Consider the following 22,260-nt stretch of genomic DNA (forward strand, 5'->3'; position numbering starts at 1 on the left):
GCTCCGAATTCCTGGGTTATTGCACAATGAATTCAGTGAAAAGCACATCACGTAAATCCAGCTCTGGCTGATTTTCCGTCATCGGCGTATCGAGGCTGCTGATGACCTCCTGGGTCAGCAGCTGCTTCCCTTCGGGAGACGTCAGCTCGCGCGCCTGCTTGCCGGAAAACAGCATCAGCAGACGGCTACGTACCTGGGGCATATGCTCCTCCAGGATTCCCTTGGTCTCCTCGTTGCCGACGCGCAGGGTCAACCCCGCATAGAGCAGGCGTGAGCCATGGGAGTCATCGGCAAGATTGACCGTAAATGGCTCGATGCGCAGGAATATGGGGGATTGATGCTCGACCATCTGCTGGCTCGAGCCACCTGACTCGCCGGCACCGTTCTGGTTCATCACCATATAGATGGCTGCAGCGGCGCCCGCTGAAGACAGCAGTACCAGTATGATCATTACCCAGAGAAGCTTTTTGGACCCAGTACTTGTATCTGCCATTTGCTGTTCCCGTTGCTGCACAAGCGGCGCTTAAGAGGGCGCATTATGCCGAATAAAATTGTTGATGATGAAACGAACAGGCCGGAGGGGCCAGCCTATCTCAAGTTTTAACTACATATCTTTAATGGTTCGCTTGCACTCGGCTTAGGCATAGAGATCCACGCGACCATCCAGAGCCACATTTGCCATGGAGGGTGGCCGGGGCGGGTTTTCCAGCTCGACCGTGCCGCCATTGCCTGCGCTAGCACTTCCCTGGGCCAGCTTGTGCTGTTCGGCGAAAGACTGCGCCTGCTCGCCGGATTGGTCGCCCACGGATGTCTCTCCCAGCGAGATGCCTTGTTCGGCCAAGGCCTCACGTAGGTGAGGTATGGCCTGTTCAAGCACTTGACGCACCTGGGCATGAGCGGAGACGAAATGCGCCTGCGCGCCCTGTTCACTCATCTTCAAGGAGATCGAAAGCGGACCCAGTTCTGCCGGGTGCAGCTGCATCTTGATCTGTTGCTCACCCCCGCGTTGAGCGAACTGCACCAACTGCTGGCCTAGCTGCTGGGACCAGCCTTGTTGATTCACAGGGGTGGAAAGCGTGGCGGTTGTGGCCAAGGCTGGCGACGTGGCGCTCGGAGCAGAGGCCAATGGCGCAGCGCCTGGCAGCAGCGAGCCTTCTCCTGCGGACCCGCTACTGGCCGTGCTGTTTGCTCCCGGACCACTGCCAGGCAATGAAGAGTTGCCCGTCAGGGCCGCGGCGACGGATGCCGTCATGGGCTCGCTGCCGGGGCGGAGCAGTGGCGTGTTCTGCCATTCGAGCGGAGCGCTGGCCTGGGCTGCCTTGCCATCGTTGGCGTTGCCTCTCTGCGTCGCCGCGAGAGATTCCAGCATCGAGGCGAGACGCTGGGCCGGGTTGGCGGATGACGCTGGAACATTCAGCGTGCTCGCTGTATCGGCGGACGTGGCGGCAAGCGTCTGCCCCGAGAGCTGCTGAACCAGAGGCTGTAGCGCCATCATTGTCGTTTCCGCCGCATCACCAGCGCTTGGCAAGTCGATCCGGGTGCCTTCCGCAGCAGAAGCTTCTTTCATCTGGGAAGCCAAGAGAGCAAGCTCTTCCAGAGAGACCGGCAAGGCTTCTGGATTCGCTTCCAGCTCGCTGAATTGCGCCAGCAAGTTCAATCGTGAAGCGGTTTCAGCCAAGGCCGTGCGTACTTCGTCAACGGCGGCCGAGGATTCGAGCACCGGGTTTTCCAGGGACTGGACCGGCTGTTCGAGCAGTGCCTGCAGTTGCTTTTCACTGAGCTTGAGCCCCAGGGACTCGAGATGAGCGGCCAGCTCGTCCGCGCCAAGCGTTACCGAAGCTTGATCGATACCCTCGGTCGCCTCGCCCAGGCGAATGTAGCCCAGTACTTGAGGCTCGGCCTGGCTGCCAACCCGTGAGGCTTGACTCAGCGCCTGCGAGAACTGTCCCGCAGGTTCACCGCTCCCATTGCGAGAGGCCAGGGTCTTGGTATGACCTTGGGTGGCTGAAAGCAACTGTTGAATATCCATGTCAGTCCCCTGGCGCATTAATGGTCGTTGGAGTGGGTGCGATGACGTGCCAAACGGCTGTTGACCAGATCATCGTTGGTTTTCTGCTCAAGCTTGTTTTCGCGATGCTGCTCTTGCCAGGCGCGTCTTGTCGCCAGTGTATCGTAGGAGGAGAGGCGTTGCTGCTCCTGACGCCACTGATTCTGACTCTGGGAGACGCGTTGCTGCTGGGATGCCAGGGCCTGGCGCGCACGAACCAGGGCGGCATCCAGCGAGGCGAGAAATTGCTGGTAATTGTACATGCTCGCCGGGTCGATTCCCTGGCTCATGGCCGACTGCAGGCGTTGCGCATATTCCTGTCGGTAACGTCCCAGCGAGTCCAGCTGCGAAAGGGTCTGTTTCTCCGTGAGCCTTTCGCTGGCCAAGGCTTGCCCAGCCTGGTCACGGGCATCACGGGCAAGGCCAATCAACATGTCAAGTTGCGATGTACTCATTTATGTCCTCCGACGACGGCTGCCAGAGCTTGACGCGACTCCTGCATGGTCGCACATTCTTCCATGCCTTGTTGAAGGAAGCTTTCCAGCGCCGGAAAGCGTTGCACGGCCTCATCCAGTTGGGGATCGTGCCCCGGGGAGTAGGCACCCACGCTGATCAAGTCGCGATTGCGCTGGTAGCGGGAAAACAGACGCTTGAATACTTGGGACCAGCGCTGCTGGTCCGTATCGGTGATGGCGGTCATGGCACGGCTGATGGACGCCTCGATATCGATTGCCGGGTAGTGTCCGGCTTCGGCCAGGGTGCGGGAAAGCACGATATGGCCATCGAGAATGGCGCGGGCCGAGTCCGCTATCGGGTCCTGCTGATCGTCCCCTTCGGTAAGAACCGTATAGAAGGCGGTAATGGAGCCGCCGCCGCGCTCGGCATTGCCGGCCCGCTCCACCAGGCCCGGCAGCTTGGCGAAGACCGAGGGCGGATAGCCCTTGGTGGCGGGAGGCTCGCCGATGGCCAGGGCGATTTCACGTTGGGCCATGGCGTAGCGCGTCAGCGAATCCATGATCAACAGCACGTTGCGGCCTTCGTCGCGAAAACCCTCCGCCAGGCGCGTGGCATAAGAGGCCCCTTGCAGGCGTTGCAGTGGCGACGTGTCCGCCGGTGCGGCAACTACCACGGCGCGCCGACGACCTTCGGGGCCAAGAATATTATCGATGAAATCCTGCACTTCGCGGCCGCGTTCGCCGATTAACCCGACGACGATGACATCCGCCTGGGTATAGCGTGCCATCATCCCCAGCAACACCGATTTACCCACCCCGGAACCGGCGAAAAGCCCCATGCGCTGCCCACGACCAACGCTCAACAAGGCATTGATGGCGCGTATGCCGACATCGATCTGATCCTCGATAGGAGCCCGCGAAAGGGGATTCAAGGGAGCGGTCGTCAGTGTTGCCCGCGGACACTCCTCCACGCTTTCGCGGTCATCGAGAGGGTTACCGTTGCCATCCAGCACTCTTCCCAGCAATGCTTCGCCGAGCGGAAAGCGTCGGGCGCTGAGCCCGCTGCCTTCGCTGAGCGGCGTCACTCGCGCACCGGGCATCAGCCCCGAGATCTCCTCCAGGGGCATCAGGAACAGCTTCTCACCGGCAAACCCCACCACTTCGGCCTCGGCATACACTGCGTGACTAGCCACGGTTTCGGTGTGTGGCAGCTCGATGCGACAGGCGCTGCCTACGGCAACCCGCAGACCGACGACTTCGATCACCATGCCGGTAGCCCGGATGACCCGCCCGCTGACCTGGTGGCCAGGCAGGCCGGCCACCCGCTGGCGCGTGCGGCGCAGTGCTTGTTGCCAACGCTGATGGTGAAAGCTTGAGGACATATCCGGCATGAGCGTTTCCATGAGGCTAGGAGCTGGCCGATGAGACGGCAGGAGGACGTTGCCGTGCCTGCGATTTCACGGCCTGCCAACGACTCTCGAAGGTGGCATCCAATTCGCCATTGGCGTTGGTTATACGACATCCTCCACGCCCCAGCTGGGCATCGGGCTGCAGTTTCCAGCCTGCGGCTTCAAGTTCCTGGCCCAGATGCTCGGCCACTCGCTGGCAATCCTCGGGGTTGAGCCAGAGCCGTTGCTGGCCGGTCAAGGGGGGATCGGTGTGCAGCAGCTTTTGCACGACGTCCAGGATGTGCTCCGGCGACGCCTCGAGTGCGTCTTCGGCCAGTTGGCGCCCCGTTGCCAACGCCAGTTCCACCAGGTCATGGGCAATTTCTTCGTCGAGCTTTTCCAGTGCTTGAGAGAAATGTTTTGCCAAGGCCTCGATAGGAGCCAGCGCCGCCTTCATCTGAGCATCCAATTCTTTCCTGGCTTGCTGGCGCCCCTCTTCGAGTCCTTGATTCAATCCTTCGCCGTGACCCTGGGAAAAGCCGTCGTGATAGCCTTTCTCCTGCGCCTCGCGGCGTATCTCGTCGTAGCGCTTGCGCAGCTCCTGCTGTTCGCGCTGGCGGGCCTGCTCGGCGGCTTTCTTGGCGGCCTGGGCCTTGCGCTGCTGGGCCGTCGGGCTTTCCGCAGCATCCGGATTGCGTCCCGACTCCGAGCGCGGTAATTCCTCCATCTGCCAGCGGCGCCAGTCGTTGCGGCGATCGAAGCTGGGTGAGCGCGTCTCAGACATAAGCATCGTCTCCACCGGCCAACACTATCTCGCCGGCATCGGCCAGGCGGCGCACCACCTGGAGGATGGTCTTCTGTTCCGTCTCGACCTGTGAAACCCGGATCGGACCGCGGGCTTCCATGTCTTCGCGCACCAGATCGGCGGCACGTTGGGACATGTTGCGCAGGAACTTGTCGACGAGCGCGTCCTGGGCTCCCTTGAGGGCGATTACCAGGGAGTTGGTATCCACTTCCTGCAGCACCAGCTGAATCGCACGGTTGTCCAGGTCGAGCAGGTTCTCGAACAGGAACATCTCGTCGATGATGCGCTGGGCCAGGTCTTCGCTGTGTGCCCGGACTGTCTCGATCGCCACTTCTTCCTGACTGGAATTCATCAGGTTGAGGATTTCGGCCGCGGTTCTCACGCCACCCATCTTGCTGCGCTTGAGGTTCTGGCCTTCGAGCATGCTGGACAGGACTTCGGTAAGTTCCTGCAATGCCGCCGGCTGGACCCCGCTGAAGGTCGCCACCCTAAGCACCACGTCGTTACGCAGTTTGTCGTCGAACAGCTCCAGGATATTGGCAGCTTGATGGCGCTCGAGGTGGACCAGGATCGTGGCGATGATCTGTGGGTGTTCGTCGCGTATCAGCTCCGACACCATTGACGCTTCCATCAGATTCAGCGCGTCGATGCCGGAGTTGCTGCCGGTGGTCTCGAGAATATCCTCGATCAGGCTGGTGGCGCGCTCGCTGCCCAGGGCCTTGGTCAACACCGAACGAATGTGGTCGCTGGAATTGAGATTGAGCGCCACGAATTCCTCGGTTTCGTTATGGAACGCTTCGAGAACCTTCTTCATCTCCTCGTGGGAGACCTGCTGCAGTCGCGCCATTTCCATACTGATTTCCTGGACTTCATTGGCGCCCAGGTATTTGAAGACTTCGGCGGCGCTGTCTTCATCCAGTGCCAACAGAAGGATGGCGCTCTTGCGTACGCCGCTCATTTCCGCGATCGAGCTACTCATGCTTGATTACTCATTCTTGCCCATCCAGCTGCGAATGATCATCGCGACCATGCGTGGGTCTTCTTGTGCCATTTCGCGCAGATCATTGAGATTATGTTCGTACAGCGAGGTCTTGCGGCGACGACGCGGCGGCTTGGTATAGGTCTCATCGCCGCTTTCTTCCCCTTCGCCGGCACGTTCGCTTTCCTCGTTGGTCTCATCGCCCACACTAGCCTTGAAACTGCCGACAGGGGCGGTCGCTATCACCGGTTGCTGGGTGTAGCGCTTGATCAGCGGGCGCAGGATCAGCAGATACAGGAGCAGAACGGCCAGCGCCACGAGCAAGTAGCGTCCCAGGGTGGCGGCCAGTTCGAGAACGTCCTGGCGCTCCCACCACTCCACAGGCGCTTCTTCCTCGTCCCGGGTAAAGGGACTGTTGACCACTTCCACCGCATCGCCCCGCCCGGGTGAAAAGCCCATGGCCTGGCGGGTCAAGCTTTCGATCTGCTGGATTTCCAGCTCGCTCAAGGGGATGCGCTCCCACTCGCCCTCTTCATTGATTTCATCGCGGAAGTTGACCACGACGGCGGCGGTCAGGCGTTCGACCTGGCCCAGCCGGTGCTGGACATGCTCGATGCTGCGATCTACCTCGTAGTTGATGACATCGTCCTGACGGAGGTTGCGCAGGGTTTCCAGGTTGTCTTGCTGGGCATTGTTTTCGCTCTCGCCTTCCTCTCCCTCCTCTGCTTCCGCGCCGGGAAGGTTGATCATGGAAAGGGCGCTGCCCGGCGGTGTATTGCTCAGGGCGCCGGGAATGCCCATGCCGGTCGGGTCTTCACCATCATAGGAGAGGCTGGACTGACGGCTACGAACGGCCGCTTCATTGGGTGGCTGGTTGGGGCCATAGCGCTCGGATGTGGCTTCGCGACGCGAAAAGTCGATTTGTGCCGCAACCTGCGCTCGCACGTTATCTCTTCCCAGGATGGGAGTCAGAATGTGTTCGATGCGCCGCTGATAAGAGCGTTCGACTTCGGCGATGTACTCCAGCTGGGAGCCATCCAGGTCGTTGTTGCCTCTGGAGCTGGTGGACAGCAGGCGACCATCCTGGTCGACGATGGTGACGTCTTCCGCAGCCAGTTCAGGTACGCTGCTGGACACCATGTGGACCATGGCGCTGACCTGGCCTTCTCCTAGTACTCGGCCGGATCGCATGGTCAGCACCACGGACGCCTTGGCGGGTTCGCGGTCGCGCACGAATACCGATGGCTTGGCCATCGATAGATGGACGCGAGCGCGCTCCACCGGCCCCAGGGATTCGATGGAACGAGACAGCTCCCCTTCCAGGGCGCGCTGAAAATTGACCTGTTCGGCGAACTGGCTGATGCCGAAGGCTTGATCCTGCATCAGCTCGAAACCGACATTTCCGCCACGGGGAAGCCCCTGCTCGGCAAGTTGCAAGCGCAGCGTATGGACGTGCTCGCTGGGCACCAGCAGCGCCTGTCCCCCTTCGCTGAAGCGATAGGGGATGGCCCGGCTGTCCAGCTCGGTAATGATCCGGCCACCGTCAGCTTCGTCCAGATTGCTGTAGAGCACGCGATAATCGGGACTGCTCGCCCACATGAACAGGGCGGCTACGATAGCGATGCTCGCCGCCCCTGCTATCAACAGGGCGACTAATGGATTGCCGCGTAACTGTTGGGAAAAACGGTTGAAGCCGGCAGTGTTCTTGTCGCTATCATTCGCCCCATCTCTGGGGGGGATATTGGTCGTGCTACTCTGACGGCCCGTCGCCGCGCTGGCCTCGCTCATGCAGCCCTCCCGGGGGTATTACAAGCGAGCAGGCGGCCCAGGCACATCAACAAAGAAGGCATAGGCTGCATCCGTCAATCGCGGTTGTCCGCCAAAAGGATGAGGCGGAATTATGATGGACGCCATTATCCGTTGCTGAGTCCACCCTAAAGGAAAGAAAAGCTTGGCTTTCTACACGTATTTGCGCGTATGGGGCTTAGCTTTCTAATGTTAATCTTCTGCCATTATTTCATTTTTCTGCTACTGAGGCATGCAAATGAGCTCACCCGCAATTCAGGCGGCACTGCAACAAATGCAAGGATTGGCCTCGCAGGCGGCGGGACAGCAGCTAAATGGGGCGCATTCGGCCGCTGCGGTGGGGCAAGGAGGGTTCGGTAGCGAACTTCAGGCTTCCATTCAGCGCATCAACCAGTTGCAGAAAAGCGCAAACGCCAAGGCCGAGGCTTTCCAGGCTGGCGATCCCAATATCGAGCTGAATGACCTGATGGTGGATATGCAAAAATCCAGCGTCGCGTTCCAGATGGGCTTACAAGTGCGTAACCGCCTCGTGACGTCTTACCGGGACGTAATGAACATGCAGGTGTAAGCCTACCGGTTCTGTTCAGGCCTGGAGATGAAGCAGCCGGCCTTGGAGCTCATCGAGATGTTCCGCCACTCGCAGTACTTCCTCGGCGGGAATCTGGCGAATCACATCACCCGAGTCGCGATCCACGATACGCGTTATCACTCGCGAGGAACCCTCGCTCATGTCGAACTCGATACCATGCTTGCGCATGACTTCATTGATACGCTGAATGGGCTCGACCAGTTCGCCAGGGGTAACTGCCTTGGTGTTGCCCTGCGCCTGGCCCAATACGCTGCCGGGAGCCGGAAGTTTTTCCAGTGCACTTTCCAGTCGCTGGCGGGGTGACAGGTCGTGCAGAGCGGATGACGCCAGGTTGGATGTCGCATCGGTCAAAGGTGAACTCATGGTGGTATTCCCTATTTTAATTTTTACTTTAGCGGATGGGGAGAAACCAGCTACGCGAAACGACTCTTACCATTCTTGTCCAGGCCATCAGCTTGTGTTTGTGTCTCATTCAGCTGTTGTCTGTGTACTAGTCTTCAGCCGGTTTCATTATCGGATCGAAGTCGCCGCCTATCGCTTTTGGCGGACCTCTTCTAATTATTTCGGCGCCTCAGGAAAAAGCTTTAGAAATCTTGTTCGGTTGTGTCAGCGGCGGGAAGTGACGGTGGAGCCATGGCGCGACGGTGCGGGGGAGGTGCCAGCAAGGAGTGTGCATCAAGGAGCTTTTCTCCCGGCAGGAAAGCGAAGGTGCTGTGAGCGAGGCCATTGATCTCGTCTCGCAGCGACCGGGCCGCACGGTTGTATCCCTGCATGCTGAGAGCGCTATCCTGAGTGGCGCGATCGATTTCCGTGATGGCCTGGCTTATCTGAGCGATGCCTTCGCTCTGTTCTCTGGCGGCGGCGCTGATCTCTCCCATCAGATCATTGACCCGGTGACTGGCTTGGCGAATGCTGTTCATGGCCTGCTCCGCCTCCTGGGCATTTTCCCTGCCGGTATGTACTCCTTGCTGCGATTGCAGTATCAACTGCTGAACCTGTTGTGCCGCCTGGGCCGATTGCTCTGCCAGCTTGCGCACCTCCTGGGCGACCACGGCAAAGCCGCGACCATGCTCTCCGGCACGTGCCGCTTCCACCGAAGCATTCAAGGCCAGGATGTTGGTTTGAAAGGCAATATCGTCGATCGTGCTGATGATGCCGGACATGTTGTCGGTGTGTTGAGTAATGCTTTCCATCGACAAGGTCAGCTGCTGAATGATGCGATTGGCATGATCCACTTCTTGCACGTTGTTCAGCGAGGCCTGGCTGGCCAATTGCGCATTATCGGCGCTCTGGGCGACGGTCGATGATATCTGCTCCGTGCTGGCCGCAGTCTGCTGCACGGCAGAAGCCTGCTGCTCTATACGGGCCGCCATGGCGGCGTTGCTTGCCACTAGCGCTTCCACTGATGGCCTGACGACATCGACTCGATGACTGATGTTACTGATCAACGCCTCCAGCGATTGGCGCATGAACCCCATCGTGGCGAAGGTGTGTCGGGTCGCTTTTCTTCCAGCCTGCTGGGGCTGGGCCGCCAGATTACCGGCCGCCAACTGGAGAGAGAAATCGGTAGTCAGGTGAAGCAGTCGCTGTAGCCGCTTGTGCTGATGCCAGTGATTGTAGCCGAGCAGGCCTCCCGTCAGCAGGCCAAGCCCCGCGAAGGCCAAGCTCCCCTGGCTGGTGAGTGTCGTGAGGCTGCTGCCTGTCCCTATGGCAGTCACCAACGAGACGATCGTCAGGCTGGCCAGGGCGGCGCGGGCATGCTGATTCCCCCCGGAAGCCTGTAGCAGACGATGGATCATGCCGCGGCGGTAAGCGCTGCCGTGGCGAATACGATAGCGCTGTTCCCCATTCTGCAGGCTGCGGTACACCTTCTCCGTTTGCGCCACGGCGTGGGCATCGGGCTTGACGCGTATCGAAACGTAGCCGGTAGTTCGATTGTTCTCTCGAACCGGCACCACATTGGCTCTTACCCAGTAGTGGCTACCATCCTTGCGTCGGTTCTTTACCAGTCCCGACCAGTATTTACCCGATTCCAGGTCTCTCCACATGTCCTCGAACGCCATCTTGGGCATGTCGGGGTGACGCACGATATTGTGCAGAGAGCCGTGAAGTTCCTGATAACTGTAGCCGCTGATCTCTATGAAACGCTGGTTGGCATAGGTGATCCGGCTTTGTAGGTCCGTCTTGGATATCAGTACGTCATCGTCGCGCAATTCCCGCAGCGAAAAGGTGTCCTGGTCGTTACGTGGCATGAGCGAACCATCCTGATAGCCGCCAAGCTGATGCTGGCATGTTGTGGGTAACGGAAAGAAAACAGGCTTAGCCGTGAGTGTCGGCAAGCATTAGATAGTAACTATTAAGTAATTATGCGCAAAAAAACGTGGCATTTTGAGCGTTTAAAGAAACCGAAATTTGACCTGAATCAGGAATCTTTCTTCTTGTTGGCGCGCGCGCGGAGCATGGTCGTGTCCGTCGTGAGAAGCAAAGTCATCTTCGAAAGCGTGATGCGACAAGCGGTAAGGAAGCGAGTCGCTAAAGGCAGCATCTGGTATGCTCCAGCGTTCCAGGGTTTGTATGGCTAGGCAGAGCGAGGCGAGGATGTCACCGCAGTCGAACGAATTTGAAAAGATAACAGGGCCGGCAACCATCAAGACGTTTTTGCAGGAGCTGGTCGAAGGCGGTGGCGTCTCCTTGCGCCTGGAGCCAGGCAAAGGTGAGCAGGACGAAATACGCTCCGAACCCATCGTGCTGATGGAGCAGCACATTGGGCAGATGCTGGAGCTGGACCTGTCCGCCGTCGGGCACCTGCTGGTCACCATGCAGGAGGGCAGGCGCTTCTGTCTGCTGGGGCAGGCCCAGGGCAAGCTCTTGCGTACCCCGGCTCTGGCGTTGACGGAGGTACGTCGCTCCGGCGGCAGGTTACTGTGCTGCTGTGAATACCCCATGTACCTGGAACTGTTGCAGCGGCGCGACTCCTTTCGAGCAGAGTTACGCATGGGAATGGAAGTCATCGTCTCGCTCCATGGCAACGGAGGCGTTCCCGTTCAAGGCGCCTTGCGCGATCTGTCCCAGGATGGCTGCCAGCTCGAATTGCCGCTTGCCGCCAGTGGCGTGCTGTCTTCCGCATCCTCGCCATTGATGCTCGAGTTCTGCTTTCCCAACGATGAGCGCTTTACCATACTGGCGGAACCACGCCATCAGTCGACCGATCCCGAGCGCCACTCGGTACGCGTTGGCTTTCGCTTTGCTGGCTGCACGACGGAGCAGGAGCGGCAAATCTGGTACTTCGTCTGTGAAATCGAGCGTGAGTCATCGCGTTACGACAAGAAGGCCGGTGGCCGGTTGCAGTCGCCACTGTTCGTTTCCCGTGAGGCGAGCGTCACCGCCGGTGAGAATATAGGGCGCCGGGATACCAAGCGCTACGCGACCCCGATGGCGCGCCGTCTGGTGCGAGTGGCGGCTTATCTCGATGCCCAGATCCTCTCGCTGCAACAAGGCCAGTCGATCGATTCGCGACAGTTGTCCAGCTATACCGATCGCCTGCTGAGCCTGCACGAAGAGGATCGCCAGGCCCTGCTGTTCGCCACTCGCTGCATGTCGCCGGAGCCCCTGTTGGTTCGGCATGGTTTATCGGTTGCTATTCACTTGCTGGATATCGCCGGCGAGAACATGCCTCAGGATGTGCGCAAGGCGATCGCGGCCAGTGCACTGGTTCATGATCTGGGCAAGGCCCTGGTGCCCCAGGTCCTGTTCCGTACCTCGAATTTCGAGGCGACCCATCGCCAGGCGTTGAGTGAACACGTACCACTGCTGCTCGATCGGCTTAAAAGTTGTACCTGGCTCTCCAGCAAGATCGCCACGGCGGTAATAGGCGGTATCAATGAGCGTATGGACGGCAGCGGCTACCCGCTGGGACTCACCAGCGACAATATTCATGAACTGGCGCGGGCCAGCGCTGTCGTGGATGTCGTGGAAGCCATGCGCCGGGATCGGCTGGATCGTCCGGCAAGTACGGTGCAGCAGATCTATCGTCATTTGCTGCGCCATCCGCACCATTTCGACCCGCGCTGGATAAAGCGTTACGTGGAGCACTTCAAGGTGCTGCCGGTGGGCTCGCTGGTACGCTTCTCCAACAATCAGCTGGCCTGGGTTCAGCGCCTGGATGCGGGGGGCAATCCAGTGGAAGTGCAGCTTACAGAAGTAGCCGAGCCGCCCACTCCAGCAAACCTGGGGTTGACCATACGCGGCAACATCCAGGAAAAGCTGGGCAAGCCCACCGGCGAAGTCGCTGTCTCCACTTGATCTCCTGGGAGTATTTGATTTCGCTAAATCACTAAAGTCGCCTGGATGAGTGCCGATAAAAACGTTAGAGGCAAATGATGCGAAATGATTGCCGCTTGACACGTGCTCACGGTCTTGTCTGGTAGTGTCACTGCTTACCTTTCGTTTAGACCCATCGGGACATACCCATTCAACAGGAGTGATGCATTCATGAATGCAAACCGAGGTGCCGCTGCCTATGGACGTGGAGCCAAAGCCTACGCCCGGGTCGGTGTAGAGAGTGGCGTCATGTCCGCCAATCCTCATCAATTGATCGTCATGCTGTTCGATGGCGCTCAAGCCTCCATCCGGGCGGCACGTATCCATATGCAGGGCGGCAACATCGCCGAAAAAGGCAAGGCCATATCCAAGGCGATAGATATCGTCAACACCGGACTGGCCGCTGCACTCGATCCCGAGAAAGGGGGCGAAGTGGCGGAGCGCCTGGGTGCCTTGTATGCCTATATCGCACGGTTACTGCTGGCGGCAAACCTGCATAATGATCAAGAAAGCCTGGACCAGGCCGAGCGTCTGCTGGAAGACATCGCGTCAGCCTGGCGAGAAATCGGCCAACAGAGTGCATGAGGCGCCAATGTCAGCTCCCCCCAATCACGCCGCTGAAGAACAGGATACGCTGATACAAGCCTATTCGACGCTTCTGGCGAGTGCCGCCAACATGCTGGAACTGGCTCGCCGGGAACAGTGGGCGGAATTGATCGAACAGCGTACGAATTATGTCGTTCAAGTCGAAGGACTGAGTCGTCTGGATACGCTGTTGACGCTGGATGAAACTCATCGAAGCCGAAAGGCTCAGCTGCTGGAAAGTATTCTGGAGTGCGATGCGGAAATTCGGCGTCGCCTCATGGAACGTCGGGATGAGCTGGGCAAGCTGATCGGCGTATCCCAGCGGCAGCGTAATCTTCATCGAGCCTATGCGCCTCAGCAAGCGAGTGGGGGTGGAGAATTTGACGAAGGAGTACAGCGCGGTAAGAGGCCCACGTGAGCGGCATCACCCCATTGCTTGATACCCTCCTGCATCAAGTGCTGGGGCGCAATCCCTCGGCGCCACGCCTGCTCAATGAGCCAGTCAATCCGATACCGCCGGGAGAAGGTCCTCGTGCAGCGCATAGCGACTCGCGTCTGGAAGGACGCAATGCTGCGTTACTGCCACCGGCCTTGCAGCGTTCCGGCTTGCCGGCGGAAGGGGCGCGGCCGTTACCGCCCGGTGAAGGCTCGCCTGTTCCTCCGGGCTCGACCCAAACCCACTTCAGCCCTGCAGCGCGTAGCATTGCGGATGTATTGCTGCGCTTTCCCGCCCCACCATCGGCCATTCGCCCCCAGGCCCCGTTGATGCAAGCCGGCGAGGCGGCTTCGACGAACACGCTGGCCGGACGCATGGAAGGCAGCATTCGGGATAGCGGCTTGTTCTACGAGTCGCACCTCAATCGCTGGTATCACGGCCAGACGCCGCGCCAGCAACTGCTGCGCGAGCCCCAGATGATGCATGTCGGGCGTTTTGCTTCTCCTGGCACGGCGCAAGCGTCTGCGCCTGCGCCCGTGACGAGCTCGGCGGCTCCTCTTGCCGCGGCTGCTCCGTTGTCCTCCTCCGCTCCACTGCCTGGCTCGCACCCGGTGCCGCCTGGCGCCTTGCCGCAGGGAGGCAGTAATACCCAGGGGCCGCCAATAGTGCCCAACACGCCTTTGATTCCGGCCGATCGACCGGCCACGATGTTGCCGGCAGGTCCTCAGCCCCCGGCCGCGGCGAGCCCTCCCAATCCTACTGGACCCGAGGCGGCCCAAGTTCGCAACGCCGAGGCGGCAGGGCGGGAGGCGCTGTTGGAGGGTCTGGCTTCGTCTCGCAAGAGTCGGGAACCGGTTCCCGAAGCTTTGCAAGGCGTGGTGCGCCAGCAACTGGAAATGCTGGTAACCCCCGCGATTCGTTGGGAAGGCGATGTCTGGGCGGGTATCTTCATGGCTCTGGTGATCAACTTGCCGCCTCGTCGCGAGGAGTCCGAGGGTGAACGGCATCAGGAAACCCAGGACGATTGGCGTTCCGACATGCAGCTGGACGTTCCCGGCCTGGGAGAGTTCAGCATCTCGCTATGGCTCCATCGCCAAGTGCTGAGCCTGGACATGTCCACGCCTGTTGCGGAGACACATCAGCGTCTGGAAGCGGGGTTGGAGCAGTTGCAGCAACGCCTCGAAGCACTGGACTTGCGTAAGGTGCAATTGCGTGCCCGCTTGATAGCGCTGGAGGAAGATAATGACGTCACCACGTGAGCGCCGCAGGCAAGCGGTCGCCTTGGCGTACCAGGAGGGCGATGGTGCTCCCCGAGTGGTGGCCAAGGGGTATGGCGAGCTGGCGGAACGTATCATGGCAGAAGCCGACCGTCAGGGCATTTATATCCATGACGCCCCCGAACTTGTGGGGTTGTTGATGCAACTCGATCTTGATGACCAGGTTCCGCCGAGCTTGTACCAGGTCGTGGCTGAACTTCTGGTCTGGGTTTATGAACTTTCGTCCGAAGGCAAGCATGGCATTGAGTGATGTGGTTGGTTACCTTATGGGATATATGTAACCATGAGCATGACCAGAACCTTGGTTTTCGACATGTGGCTGTAGCACAACGAACAGCGACGGGCATCGAGTCAAGTGACTTCACTTTAGATGTCTATGCATCTGGGATAGACATGGATGGCTGACTTGACGACGGAACATCATGAGCCAAACAAATTTTCTCGATGAGATTCAAGAACTGAATTTAGCCTATTTGCTCCTTGCCCAGCGGCTTCTGGGTGAGGATCGCGAAGCGGGAATATTTCGGCTGAAAATTGACGGCGAAATGGCCGACCTGCTCATGTCCCTGAGCGTGCGCCAGCTCACCCGACTGTCGCGCACCAACCAGTTGCTCTGTCACTTCGGCCATGCGAGCGCGGATCGCTTGCGCCAGGTTACCCATAATCCCCGGGACCAGGGGCTTTCCAGCTTGCATGCGTCCTTGCTGCTGGCGGGAGAGGCGGCGCCCGAATCCACCACGGGGAGCCGCGAGTGACACAAAAAAGTCTAGTGGATGAAATGCATCAGGTGCAGTTGGCTATCGAGTTGATAGAGCTTGGCGCCAGACTGCAGGTTCTGGAGACGGAAACCGAGCTAAGCCGTACACGCCTGATCAAGTTGTACAAGGAAGTGCGCGGCATGTCGCCACCCAAGGGAATGCTGCCTTTCTCCGCTGACTGGTTCGTGACCTGGCTACCCAATATTCATTCCTCTCTTTTCTACAATATCTTCCTGGGATTGAAAGACCAGGCGGAGTGCGAGCGGATCGATGCCTTCGTCAAGGCCTACCGGCTCTATAGCGAACAACTGGAGATGGAGACCGCCGAACCCGTCCTGGGCCTGACCCGGGCCTGGACGCTGGTGCGCTTTTTTGAAAGCGATCTTCTGCAATTGACCGCGTGTTCTCGTTGCGGGGGCAGTTTCGTCGCTCACGCTCATAGCCCTGTACACGATTATGTCTGTGGCATCTGCCAGCCTCCTTCGCGGGCAGGGAAAACGCGCAAGTCGATCAAGGCCTGCCAGCAGTAAATAAAAACGCCGGGGAACAGGGCGCGTAGGCCTTGGGTACGAAAAAAAATTCAAGTTTTTGCTGCGCAAGTCGATCCTGTGGTACTGAGTTTGGAACTATTTCATCAGGTTTCTAATGGGAAGATACCAATGAGTTCTGGTGCTGTTCTCGGCATGCAGCATGGTTCTTGCCCGTATAATAAGTTGAAATAGCGCCATACCAGCCTTAACCACCTCGTTGATCGTGTGACTGCAAGGACTTTGCTCGTGCTGATACCGCTAGGTTATCTCGTTGTACTTTTATCCGTTTTTGGTGGCTTTGTGCTGGCGGGTGGCAAGCTTGGCCCGCTTTTTCAGCCCACCGAGCTGTTGATGATCGGTGGAGCCGGTATCGGTGCCTTTATCGCCTCCAACAATGGCAAGGCCATCAAGGCCACCTTCAAGGTGTTTCGCAAGCTCAAGCGCACCCAGAAGTACAACAAGGCGCTGTACATGGAGCTGATGGCGCTGCAATTCAAGCTGCTATCCAAGATTCGCCGCGAGGGCATGCTGGGTGTGGAGCGCGACATCGACAACCCACAGGAAAGCCCGTTGTTCCTCGAGCATCCCAAGGTCCTGGAAGATCCCCTGATCATGGATTTCCTCACCGACTATCTCCGCCTGATGGTCAGTGGCGGCATGGAACCGATGGAACTCGACGAGTTGATGCTGCATGAAATCGAAGCCTACGAGCAGGAAGCGCATATTCCGGCGGATGCCATCGCCAAGGTCGGCGACGCCATGCCAGCGTTCGGTATCGTGGCGGCGGTCATGGGGGTGGTCAAGGCATTGAGTAGTGCTGATGCCGGTCCCGAGCAGATGGGGGTCATGATCGCCCACGCCCTGGTCGGCACCTTCCTGGGCATCCTGCTGGGCTATGGCTTCATCAACCCCTTGGCCAGCCGGATCGAACGCCAGGTCAAGGAAGGGGAGAAGATGCTCCAGTGCATTCGCGTGACTCTTCTGGCCAGCCTGCACGGATACGCCCCGCAGCTTGCCGTCGAGTTCGGGCGCAAGGCGCTGCACTCCGATGAACGGCCAAGCTTTACCGAGCTGGAAGAGTACGTGCGTAACGCCAAGAAGGCCGGGGGGGCATGAGCCAGTCAAACAAGCGCCCTATCATCATTCGGCGCAAGAAAGTCATTCATCAGCATCATGGCGGTGCCTGGAAGATCGCCCTGGCTGACTTCATGACCGCCTTGATGGCGCTTTTCCTAGTGCTGTGGATATTGAGTGTGGCCAGTGATGAGCAGCGTCAAGGTGTGGCTGAGTATTTTAGTACACCATTGGTCACCGCCATCACCGGCGGGGATCGGTCGGGTAGCACCAGCGCCATTCCCGGAGGCGGGCCCGACCCCACCCATAGCGATGGCGAACGGGCGCGCCTGGACGTTCGGCAGTTGACACGCCCCAGCATGCAGCAGCGGCGTTTTTTCCTGGACGTTCAGGAGCGCATCGAAAGTGCCATAGAACTGGACCCGGAGCTGCGCCAGCTGCGTAACCAGATGCGCTTCGACCTCACCTCGGAGGGGCTGCGAATACAGCTGCTGGATACCGAGCAAAGGCCGATGTTCGCGTTGGGTAGCGACCGGGTGGAGCCTTACATGCGCAGCCTGTTGCGCACTATCGCGCCACTGCTCAATGAATTGCCCAATGACCTGAGCATCAGTGGGCATACCGATAGTGTGGCGTACGCCGGCGGGTATCGTGGCTACAGCAATTGGGAGCTGTCCAGCGACAGGGCCAATGCCTCGCGCCGGGAACTGGTGGCGGGAGGGTTGGACCCGGCGCAGCTGCTCCGGGTATCCGGCTTTGCGGATCGTGCCAGCCTGCCGGATACCAGCTCGGATGACCCCGTCAATCGGCGCATCGAACTGCTGGTGTTGTTACCGGAAGTGGCTGATGCCATTCGCAACCCCGGTGTGCTGTCCGGGTCCGCCATGCCTTCGCTCATGCCGGAGAGTGAAGAGGGCGAAGAGACCGCGGGTACGGAACAGCTTTTCGAAAACCTACAGCAGGAACTGGGTGGGGACCAACCAGCGGCTGAATAAAAAGACATCAAGGTGGGGTCGTGCATGGATATAACGGATTTTTTTGACACGTTTTTTGAAGAAGCCGAAGAGTTGCTCGCCGACATGGAGCAACACCTGCTTGAGCTGGATATCGACGATCCGGATAGCGAGCAGCTCAATGCGATTTTCCGTGCCGCGCACTCGATCAAGGGAGGAGCGGGCACCTTCGGCTTTACGGTATTGCAAAAGACCACCCATATCTTCGAAAACCTGCTGGATTATGCGCGTAAAGGCGAAATGACGCTGCGGGCCGACCTGGTCGACACCTTTCTGGAGGCAAAAGACATCATGCACGAACAGCTCAATGCCTACCGCAGTGAGGAAGAACCGGATCAGGAGGCATTCGAACGTATCTGTCAGACTCTGCAACAGATCGCCCTGGAAGAGATCGGCGAAGGGCTCGAGGCCGCCACGAGCATTCCGGCGCAACCGGCTCCTGTCGAGGAGCCTGCCCCGGTGCAGCCGCAAGAGACTGCGGAGTCGAGCTCATCCGAGGGGACTGGCCTGGTGGTGGCCCTGCTGAATGTCGGCGAGAAGGACCGGACCCTGCTGGTGGAAGAACTCGAGCAGCTGGGAACGATCGAGTCCCAGTCGGGCGATGAAAAGCGCTACGAAGTGGTGCTGGACAGTAGCGTGAGCGGTGACGATATCGAAGCGGTGATGTGTTTCATCATCGAGCCCGAGCAGATCGAGATCCGTCCTGCGGCAGGCGCCGCCGCGGCTCCCGCCGAGGTCCAGGCTCCGAACCAGGCTTCGGAGCCCACCGCCGCTGAAAAGCCTGTAGTGGCTCCAGCGGCCCCAGCCGCTTCCGAGCCGCCAGTCCAGAAGCCCGAATCCAAAACTAAAAAGCCCGAACCCAAGAGCAAGAAGGCCGCCGCCGAATCCTCCTCCATCCGCGTCTCGGTGGACAAGGTGGACCAGATCATCAATCTGGTGGGTGAGCTGATCATTACCCAGTCGATGCTGGATCAGACCGTCAGCGACCTGGAAGACCAGTCGGTAGGCAACAGCTCGCTGCAGAATGGCATGAGCTTGCTGCAGCGCAATGCGCGGGATCTGCAGGAAGCGGTCATGTCGATTCGCATGATTCCCATGGAATTCGTCTTCAGCCGCTTTCCCCGGGTGGTGCGCGATACGGCGGGCAAGCTGAACAAGGAGATCGAGCTGGTCACGGAGGGCAAGTCCACCGAGCTCGACAAGAGCCTGGTCGAACGAATCACCGACCCACTGACCCACCTGGTACGCAACAGCCTGGACCATGGCATCGAAATGCCCGATGTCCGCGAAGCCAAGGGCAAGCCGCGTACCGGCAAGCTCACGCTTTCGGCACGCCACCAGGGCGGCAATATTCTGATCGAGGTACGTGACGATGGTGCTGGGATGGATCGCGAGGTGTTGCTGAAGAAGGCTCGTGAAAGCGGCCTCAATGTCTCCGATACCATGTCGGACGAGGAAGTCTGGCAGTTGATCTTCGCCCCGGGTTTTTCCACCGCCAAGGAAGTGACCGATGTTTCCGGGCGTGGCGTGGGCATGGACGTGGTCAAGCGAAACATCCAGGGCATGGGTGGGCGCGTCGAAATTCAGTCCAAGAAGGAAGAGGGCACGAATACCCGTATCGTGCTGCCGCTGACCCTGGCGATCCTGGATGGCATGTCGATCAAGGTAGGGCGGGAGACGTTCATTCTGCCGCTCTCCACGGTGCTCGAGTCACTGCAACCTGCCCAGGAAGACATGTACGCCATGGCCGGCGACGACGTGGTGCTCAAGGTACGTGACGAGTACCTCCCGGTCATTGCCATCCATGAAGCGCTGGATGTGAAGGACGCTATTACCGACCCGACCAAGAGCATCGCGGTAATCGTGCAGGGGGAGGGCCGTCGTTACGCCATGCTGGTGGACGAACTCGTCGGACAACAGCAAGTCGTGGTCAAGAATCTTGAAGACAACTACCGCAAGGTGCCCGGCATTTCCGCCGCCACCATCCTCGGGGATGGCAGCGTCGCCCTGATTCTGGATATCTCGGGACTGCATCGCTTGAGCCGAGTCAAGAAAGAATCTCGAAAACCAGTCAATAATCAACCACTTTCATTTTACAAGGAGGCTGAGCCGTCATGAGCCAAGTCCATAAAGAGGCGGTACTGGAAGCCGAAAACCGTGAGTTTCTGGTGTTCTCGTTGGGTGAGGAAGAGTACGCCATCGATATTCTCAAGGTGCAGGAGATTCGCGGATACGAAAACGTCACTCGCATCGCCAATGCACCGGATTTCATCAAGGGCGTGACCAACCTGCGCGGCGTAATCGTGCCGATCGTCGACTTGCGCATCAAGTTCCATCTGGACAGCGTCGAATACGGTGGCCAGACCGTGGTGATCGTGGTCAACGTCGCGGATCGCATCGTCGGTATCGTCGTGGATGGGGTTTCGGACGTCATGATGCTTACACCGGAACAGATCAAGCCGGCACCGGAATTCGGCGTCACGCTGTCGTCGGACTTCCTCAGCGGCCTCGGCAGCCTGGACGATCGCATGCTGGTGCTGGTGGATATCGACAAGCTGCTGACCAGTGAAGAAATGGCGCTGGTCGATACCACCAGCAACCAGTAGTACTGGAACCAGTAGTACTGGAATCAAAAGCCGGGAATCAGCAGTACTGAAGAGTTTTTAGTAAAAACCAGTAGTACATGAAAACCAGTAGTACACGAAAACCCGAAGTACGAACTCAGCAGCACAGAAACCCGCAGCACATCAGGGTCAAACGGAAGTGGGCAGCCTGGGATGGCGCCGACGTTTTGTCATTCGGTTCACGCATTCTTCACCGCCAAGGATGGCGCCTCGAGTGCGCCAGTCTGCAAGGCCTGCATCGAGGAGCAATGTGTGACACAGCTAATACGGCAAATAATGAATAACATGACGGTACGTCTGAGTTGGGCATTGGTGCTGGCCACCTTTTCCTTTCTGGTAGTGCTTGCCAGTGGAATTGGTCTATATGCCCTGAATCATGGAGCGGAGATCGTCCAGGGAGCGTCGGGCAGTGGACTTGGCGATCAGCAGGCCGCCTTTATTCAGTTCAGCAGCTATGTGCGCTGGGCGCTGCTGGGCGTGATCCTCATGACGCTGGTGACGGTGGTCATCGTCATGTGGGGCGTGGCGGTGAACGTGCTGCGACCGCTCGATAACCTGGTGGGCTATTTCGAACGCATGGCCCAGGGCGACTTGAGCCAGCGTATCGTCTCGCCCGGCAATAACGAGATCGGTCGTTTATACATCGCCATGGCGCATATGCAGGAGGGGCTCTCCGAGACCGTCGGCGTGGTACGCCACAGCGGCGAGACCATTTTCCAGCGCGCGCAGCATATCGCTCACGGCAACAACGACCTCTCCTCGCGTACCGAGCAGCAGGCATCCTCGCTGGAAGAGACGGCTTCCAGCATGGAGCAACTCGCCTCCACGGTAGGCCATAACGCCGAGAATGCCCGCCAGGCAACGCAGCTGGCCGCCGATGCCACGCGTACCGCACGGCGTAGCGGTGATGAAGTGAGCCAGATCGTCGATACCATGCAGGACATCAGCGCCAGTTCGCACCAGATGGCCGATATCATCAAGGTGATCGACAACATCGCTTTCCAGACCAACATCCTGGCGCTGAATGCCTCGGTGGAAGCCGCCCGTGCCGGTGAGCATGGACGGGGCTTCGCCGTGGTCGCCGAAGAAGTGCGCAGCCTGGCCAGCCGCAGCGCCAATGCCGCCCGCGAGATCCGCGATCTGATCGACGCCTCCGTGACCAGGGTGGATAGCGGTACCGAACGCGTCAATCAGGCCGGCCAGACCATGCAGAGCCTGGTGGCGGCGGTACAGCGTGTCAGCGACATCATGGACGAAATCGCGGCGGCGTCCGAAGAGCAGAGCAACGGCATCACCCAGGTAAACCAGGCGGTCGCCCAGATGGACCAGGTCACCCAGCAGAATGCCGAACTGGTACAGCAGGCGGCACGCAGCGCCAACGAACTGGAAGAAGAAGCAGGGCGCCTGCAGGAAGCGGTGGTCCGGTTCCAGCTGGATACCGCGCTGATGTCCTCGCCGACGGCGAGCCTCGTGCCGCCTTCCGTCGCCTCGCTTGCGACGTCCCAGAAGCCGGCTTCCCAGCCGCGTCATGTGCGTGAACGCGAGCTGGAAGAAGAGTGGGAAACCTTTTAAGA

At 59.3% G+C, this 22,260-nt stretch carries 22 protein-coding genes; 13 read left to right on the plus strand and 9 right to left on the minus strand.

Annotation, left to right across the window (positions count from 1 at the left end; genetic code table 11):
- Positions 1-16: 16 nt before the first annotated feature.
- The 7 genes from fliL to fliF all read right to left on the minus strand — a co-directional run bounded on the left by fliL (position 17) and on the right by fliF (position 7,462).
- Positions 17-493 carry a flagellar basal body-associated protein FliL gene (gene fliL, locus R5M92_RS00480; RefSeq protein ID WP_346797058.1) on the minus strand — a complete coding sequence of 159 codons (477 nt, stop codon included), beginning with the start codon at positions 491-493 and terminating at the stop codon, positions 17-19.
- Between the two features lie 144 nt (positions 494-637).
- On the minus strand, positions 638-2,029 hold the full coding sequence (locus R5M92_RS00485) for a flagellar hook-length control protein FliK (RefSeq protein ID WP_346797059.1): 1,392 nt from the start codon (positions 2,027-2,029) through the stop codon (positions 638-640).
- A gap of 17 nt (positions 2,030-2,046) precedes the next feature.
- Positions 2,047-2,502: a flagellar export protein FliJ gene (gene fliJ, locus R5M92_RS00490; RefSeq protein ID WP_346797060.1), complete on the minus strand. Its 456-nt coding sequence runs from the start codon at positions 2,500-2,502 to the stop codon at positions 2,047-2,049.
- A complete protein-coding gene (fliI, locus tag R5M92_RS00495) occupies positions 2,499-3,893 on the minus strand; it encodes a flagellar protein export ATPase FliI (RefSeq protein ID WP_346797061.1) in 1,395 nt (464 codons plus the stop codon). The genes fliJ and fliI overlap by 4 nt, the downstream gene beginning before the upstream one ends.
- 16 nt (positions 3,894-3,909) lie before the next feature.
- The gene (locus tag R5M92_RS00500) at positions 3,910-4,674 is read right to left on the minus strand and encodes a flagellar assembly protein FliH (RefSeq protein ID WP_346797062.1); all 765 of its coding nucleotides are present in this window, start codon (positions 4,672-4,674) and stop codon (positions 3,910-3,912) included.
- Positions 4,667-5,674 carry a flagellar motor switch protein FliG gene (gene fliG / locus R5M92_RS00505; protein ID WP_346797063.1) on the minus strand — a complete coding sequence of 336 codons (1,008 nt, stop codon included), beginning with the start codon at positions 5,672-5,674 and terminating at the stop codon, positions 4,667-4,669. The genes R5M92_RS00500 and fliG overlap by 8 nt, the downstream gene beginning before the upstream one ends.
- 6 nt (positions 5,675-5,680) lie before the next feature.
- The gene (gene fliF / locus R5M92_RS00510) at positions 5,681-7,462 is read right to left on the minus strand and encodes a flagellar basal-body MS-ring/collar protein FliF (protein ID WP_346797064.1); all 1,782 of its coding nucleotides are present in this window, start codon (positions 7,460-7,462) and stop codon (positions 5,681-5,683) included.
- A 256-nt stretch (positions 7,463-7,718) separates the two neighbouring features.
- Between fliF and fliE the strand changes: the two genes are divergently transcribed.
- Positions 7,719-8,048 carry a flagellar hook-basal body complex protein FliE gene (gene fliE / locus R5M92_RS00515; RefSeq protein ID WP_346797065.1) on the plus strand — a complete coding sequence of 110 codons (330 nt, stop codon included), beginning with the start codon at positions 7,719-7,721 and terminating at the stop codon, positions 8,046-8,048.
- 15 nt (positions 8,049-8,063) lie between these two features.
- On the opposite strand, the gene R5M92_RS00520 is transcribed toward fliE, so the two are convergent.
- Together R5M92_RS00520 and R5M92_RS00525 are read right to left on the minus strand one after the other, a co-directional pair.
- On the minus strand, positions 8,064-8,432 hold the full coding sequence (locus R5M92_RS00520; RefSeq protein WP_346797066.1) for a flagellar protein FlaG: 369 nt from the start codon (positions 8,430-8,432) through the stop codon (positions 8,064-8,066).
- Positions 8,433-8,653: 221 nt separating this feature from the next.
- Positions 8,654-10,321: a methyl-accepting chemotaxis protein gene (locus R5M92_RS00525; RefSeq protein WP_346797067.1), complete on the minus strand. Its 1,668-nt coding sequence runs from the start codon at positions 10,319-10,321 to the stop codon at positions 8,654-8,656.
- Positions 10,322-10,667: 346 nt separating this feature from the next.
- Here R5M92_RS00525 and R5M92_RS00530 point away from each other — a divergent pair, with 346 nt between their 5' ends.
- From R5M92_RS00530 to R5M92_RS00585, 12 genes are all read left to right on the plus strand, one after another.
- Positions 10,668-12,371: an HD domain-containing phosphohydrolase gene (locus R5M92_RS00530; RefSeq protein WP_346797068.1), complete on the plus strand. Its 1,704-nt coding sequence runs from the start codon at positions 10,668-10,670 to the stop codon at positions 12,369-12,371.
- Between the two features lie 189 nt (positions 12,372-12,560).
- Positions 12,561-12,974, plus strand: a complete 414-nt coding sequence (gene fliS / locus R5M92_RS00535; RefSeq protein WP_346797069.1) for a flagellar export chaperone FliS — start codon at positions 12,561-12,563, stop codon at positions 12,972-12,974.
- 7 nt (positions 12,975-12,981) lie between these two features.
- Positions 12,982-13,392, plus strand: a complete 411-nt coding sequence (fliT, locus tag R5M92_RS00540) for a flagellar protein FliT (protein WP_346797070.1) — start codon at positions 12,982-12,984, stop codon at positions 13,390-13,392.
- A complete protein-coding gene (locus R5M92_RS00545) occupies positions 13,389-14,669 on the plus strand; it encodes a flagellar hook-length control protein FliK (protein WP_346797071.1) in 1,281 nt (426 codons plus the stop codon). The genes fliT and R5M92_RS00545 overlap by 4 nt, the downstream gene beginning before the upstream one ends.
- Positions 14,653-14,937 carry an EscU/YscU/HrcU family type III secretion system export apparatus switch protein gene (locus tag R5M92_RS00550; protein ID WP_346797072.1) on the plus strand — a complete coding sequence of 95 codons (285 nt, stop codon included), beginning with the start codon at positions 14,653-14,655 and terminating at the stop codon, positions 14,935-14,937. Before R5M92_RS00545 ends, R5M92_RS00550 begins: the two co-directional genes overlap by 17 nt.
- Positions 14,938-15,109: 172 nt before the next feature.
- Positions 15,110-15,442, plus strand: coding sequence for a flagellar transcriptional regulator FlhD (gene flhD / locus R5M92_RS00555; protein WP_346797073.1), 333 nt, complete (start codon positions 15,110-15,112; stop codon positions 15,440-15,442).
- Positions 15,439-15,975: a flagellar transcriptional regulator FlhC gene (flhC, locus tag R5M92_RS00560; protein WP_346797074.1), complete on the plus strand. Its 537-nt coding sequence runs from the start codon at positions 15,439-15,441 to the stop codon at positions 15,973-15,975. The genes flhD and flhC overlap by 4 nt, the downstream gene beginning before the upstream one ends.
- 246 nt (positions 15,976-16,221) lie before the next feature.
- Positions 16,222-17,091 (plus strand): flagellar motor stator protein MotA, encoded by an 870-nt coding sequence (motA, locus tag R5M92_RS00565; protein WP_346797075.1) that lies wholly within the window; start codon positions 16,222-16,224, stop codon positions 17,089-17,091.
- Complete coding sequence (gene motB, locus R5M92_RS00570) at positions 17,088-18,044, plus strand: flagellar motor protein MotB (RefSeq protein WP_346797076.1); 957 nt, start codon at positions 17,088-17,090, stop codon at positions 18,042-18,044. The genes motA and motB overlap by 4 nt, the downstream gene beginning before the upstream one ends.
- 24 nt (positions 18,045-18,068) lie before the next feature.
- The gene (cheA, locus tag R5M92_RS00575) at positions 18,069-20,180 is read left to right on the plus strand and encodes a chemotaxis protein CheA (RefSeq protein ID WP_346797077.1); all 2,112 of its coding nucleotides are present in this window, start codon (positions 18,069-18,071) and stop codon (positions 20,178-20,180) included.
- Positions 20,177-20,668 carry a chemotaxis protein CheW gene (locus R5M92_RS00580; protein WP_346797078.1) on the plus strand — a complete coding sequence of 164 codons (492 nt, stop codon included), beginning with the start codon at positions 20,177-20,179 and terminating at the stop codon, positions 20,666-20,668. The genes cheA and R5M92_RS00580 overlap by 4 nt, the downstream gene beginning before the upstream one ends.
- A gap of 294 nt (positions 20,669-20,962) precedes the next feature.
- Positions 20,963-22,258 (plus strand): methyl-accepting chemotaxis protein, encoded by a 1,296-nt coding sequence (locus R5M92_RS00585; protein WP_346799191.1) that lies wholly within the window; start codon positions 20,963-20,965, stop codon positions 22,256-22,258.
- The last annotated feature ends 2 nt before the right edge of the window (positions 22,259-22,260 follow it).

Source organism: Halomonas sp. Bachu 37 (assembly GCF_039691755.1).
Lineage (GTDB): Bacteria > Pseudomonadota > Gammaproteobacteria > Pseudomonadales > Halomonadaceae > Vreelandella > Vreelandella kashgarensis.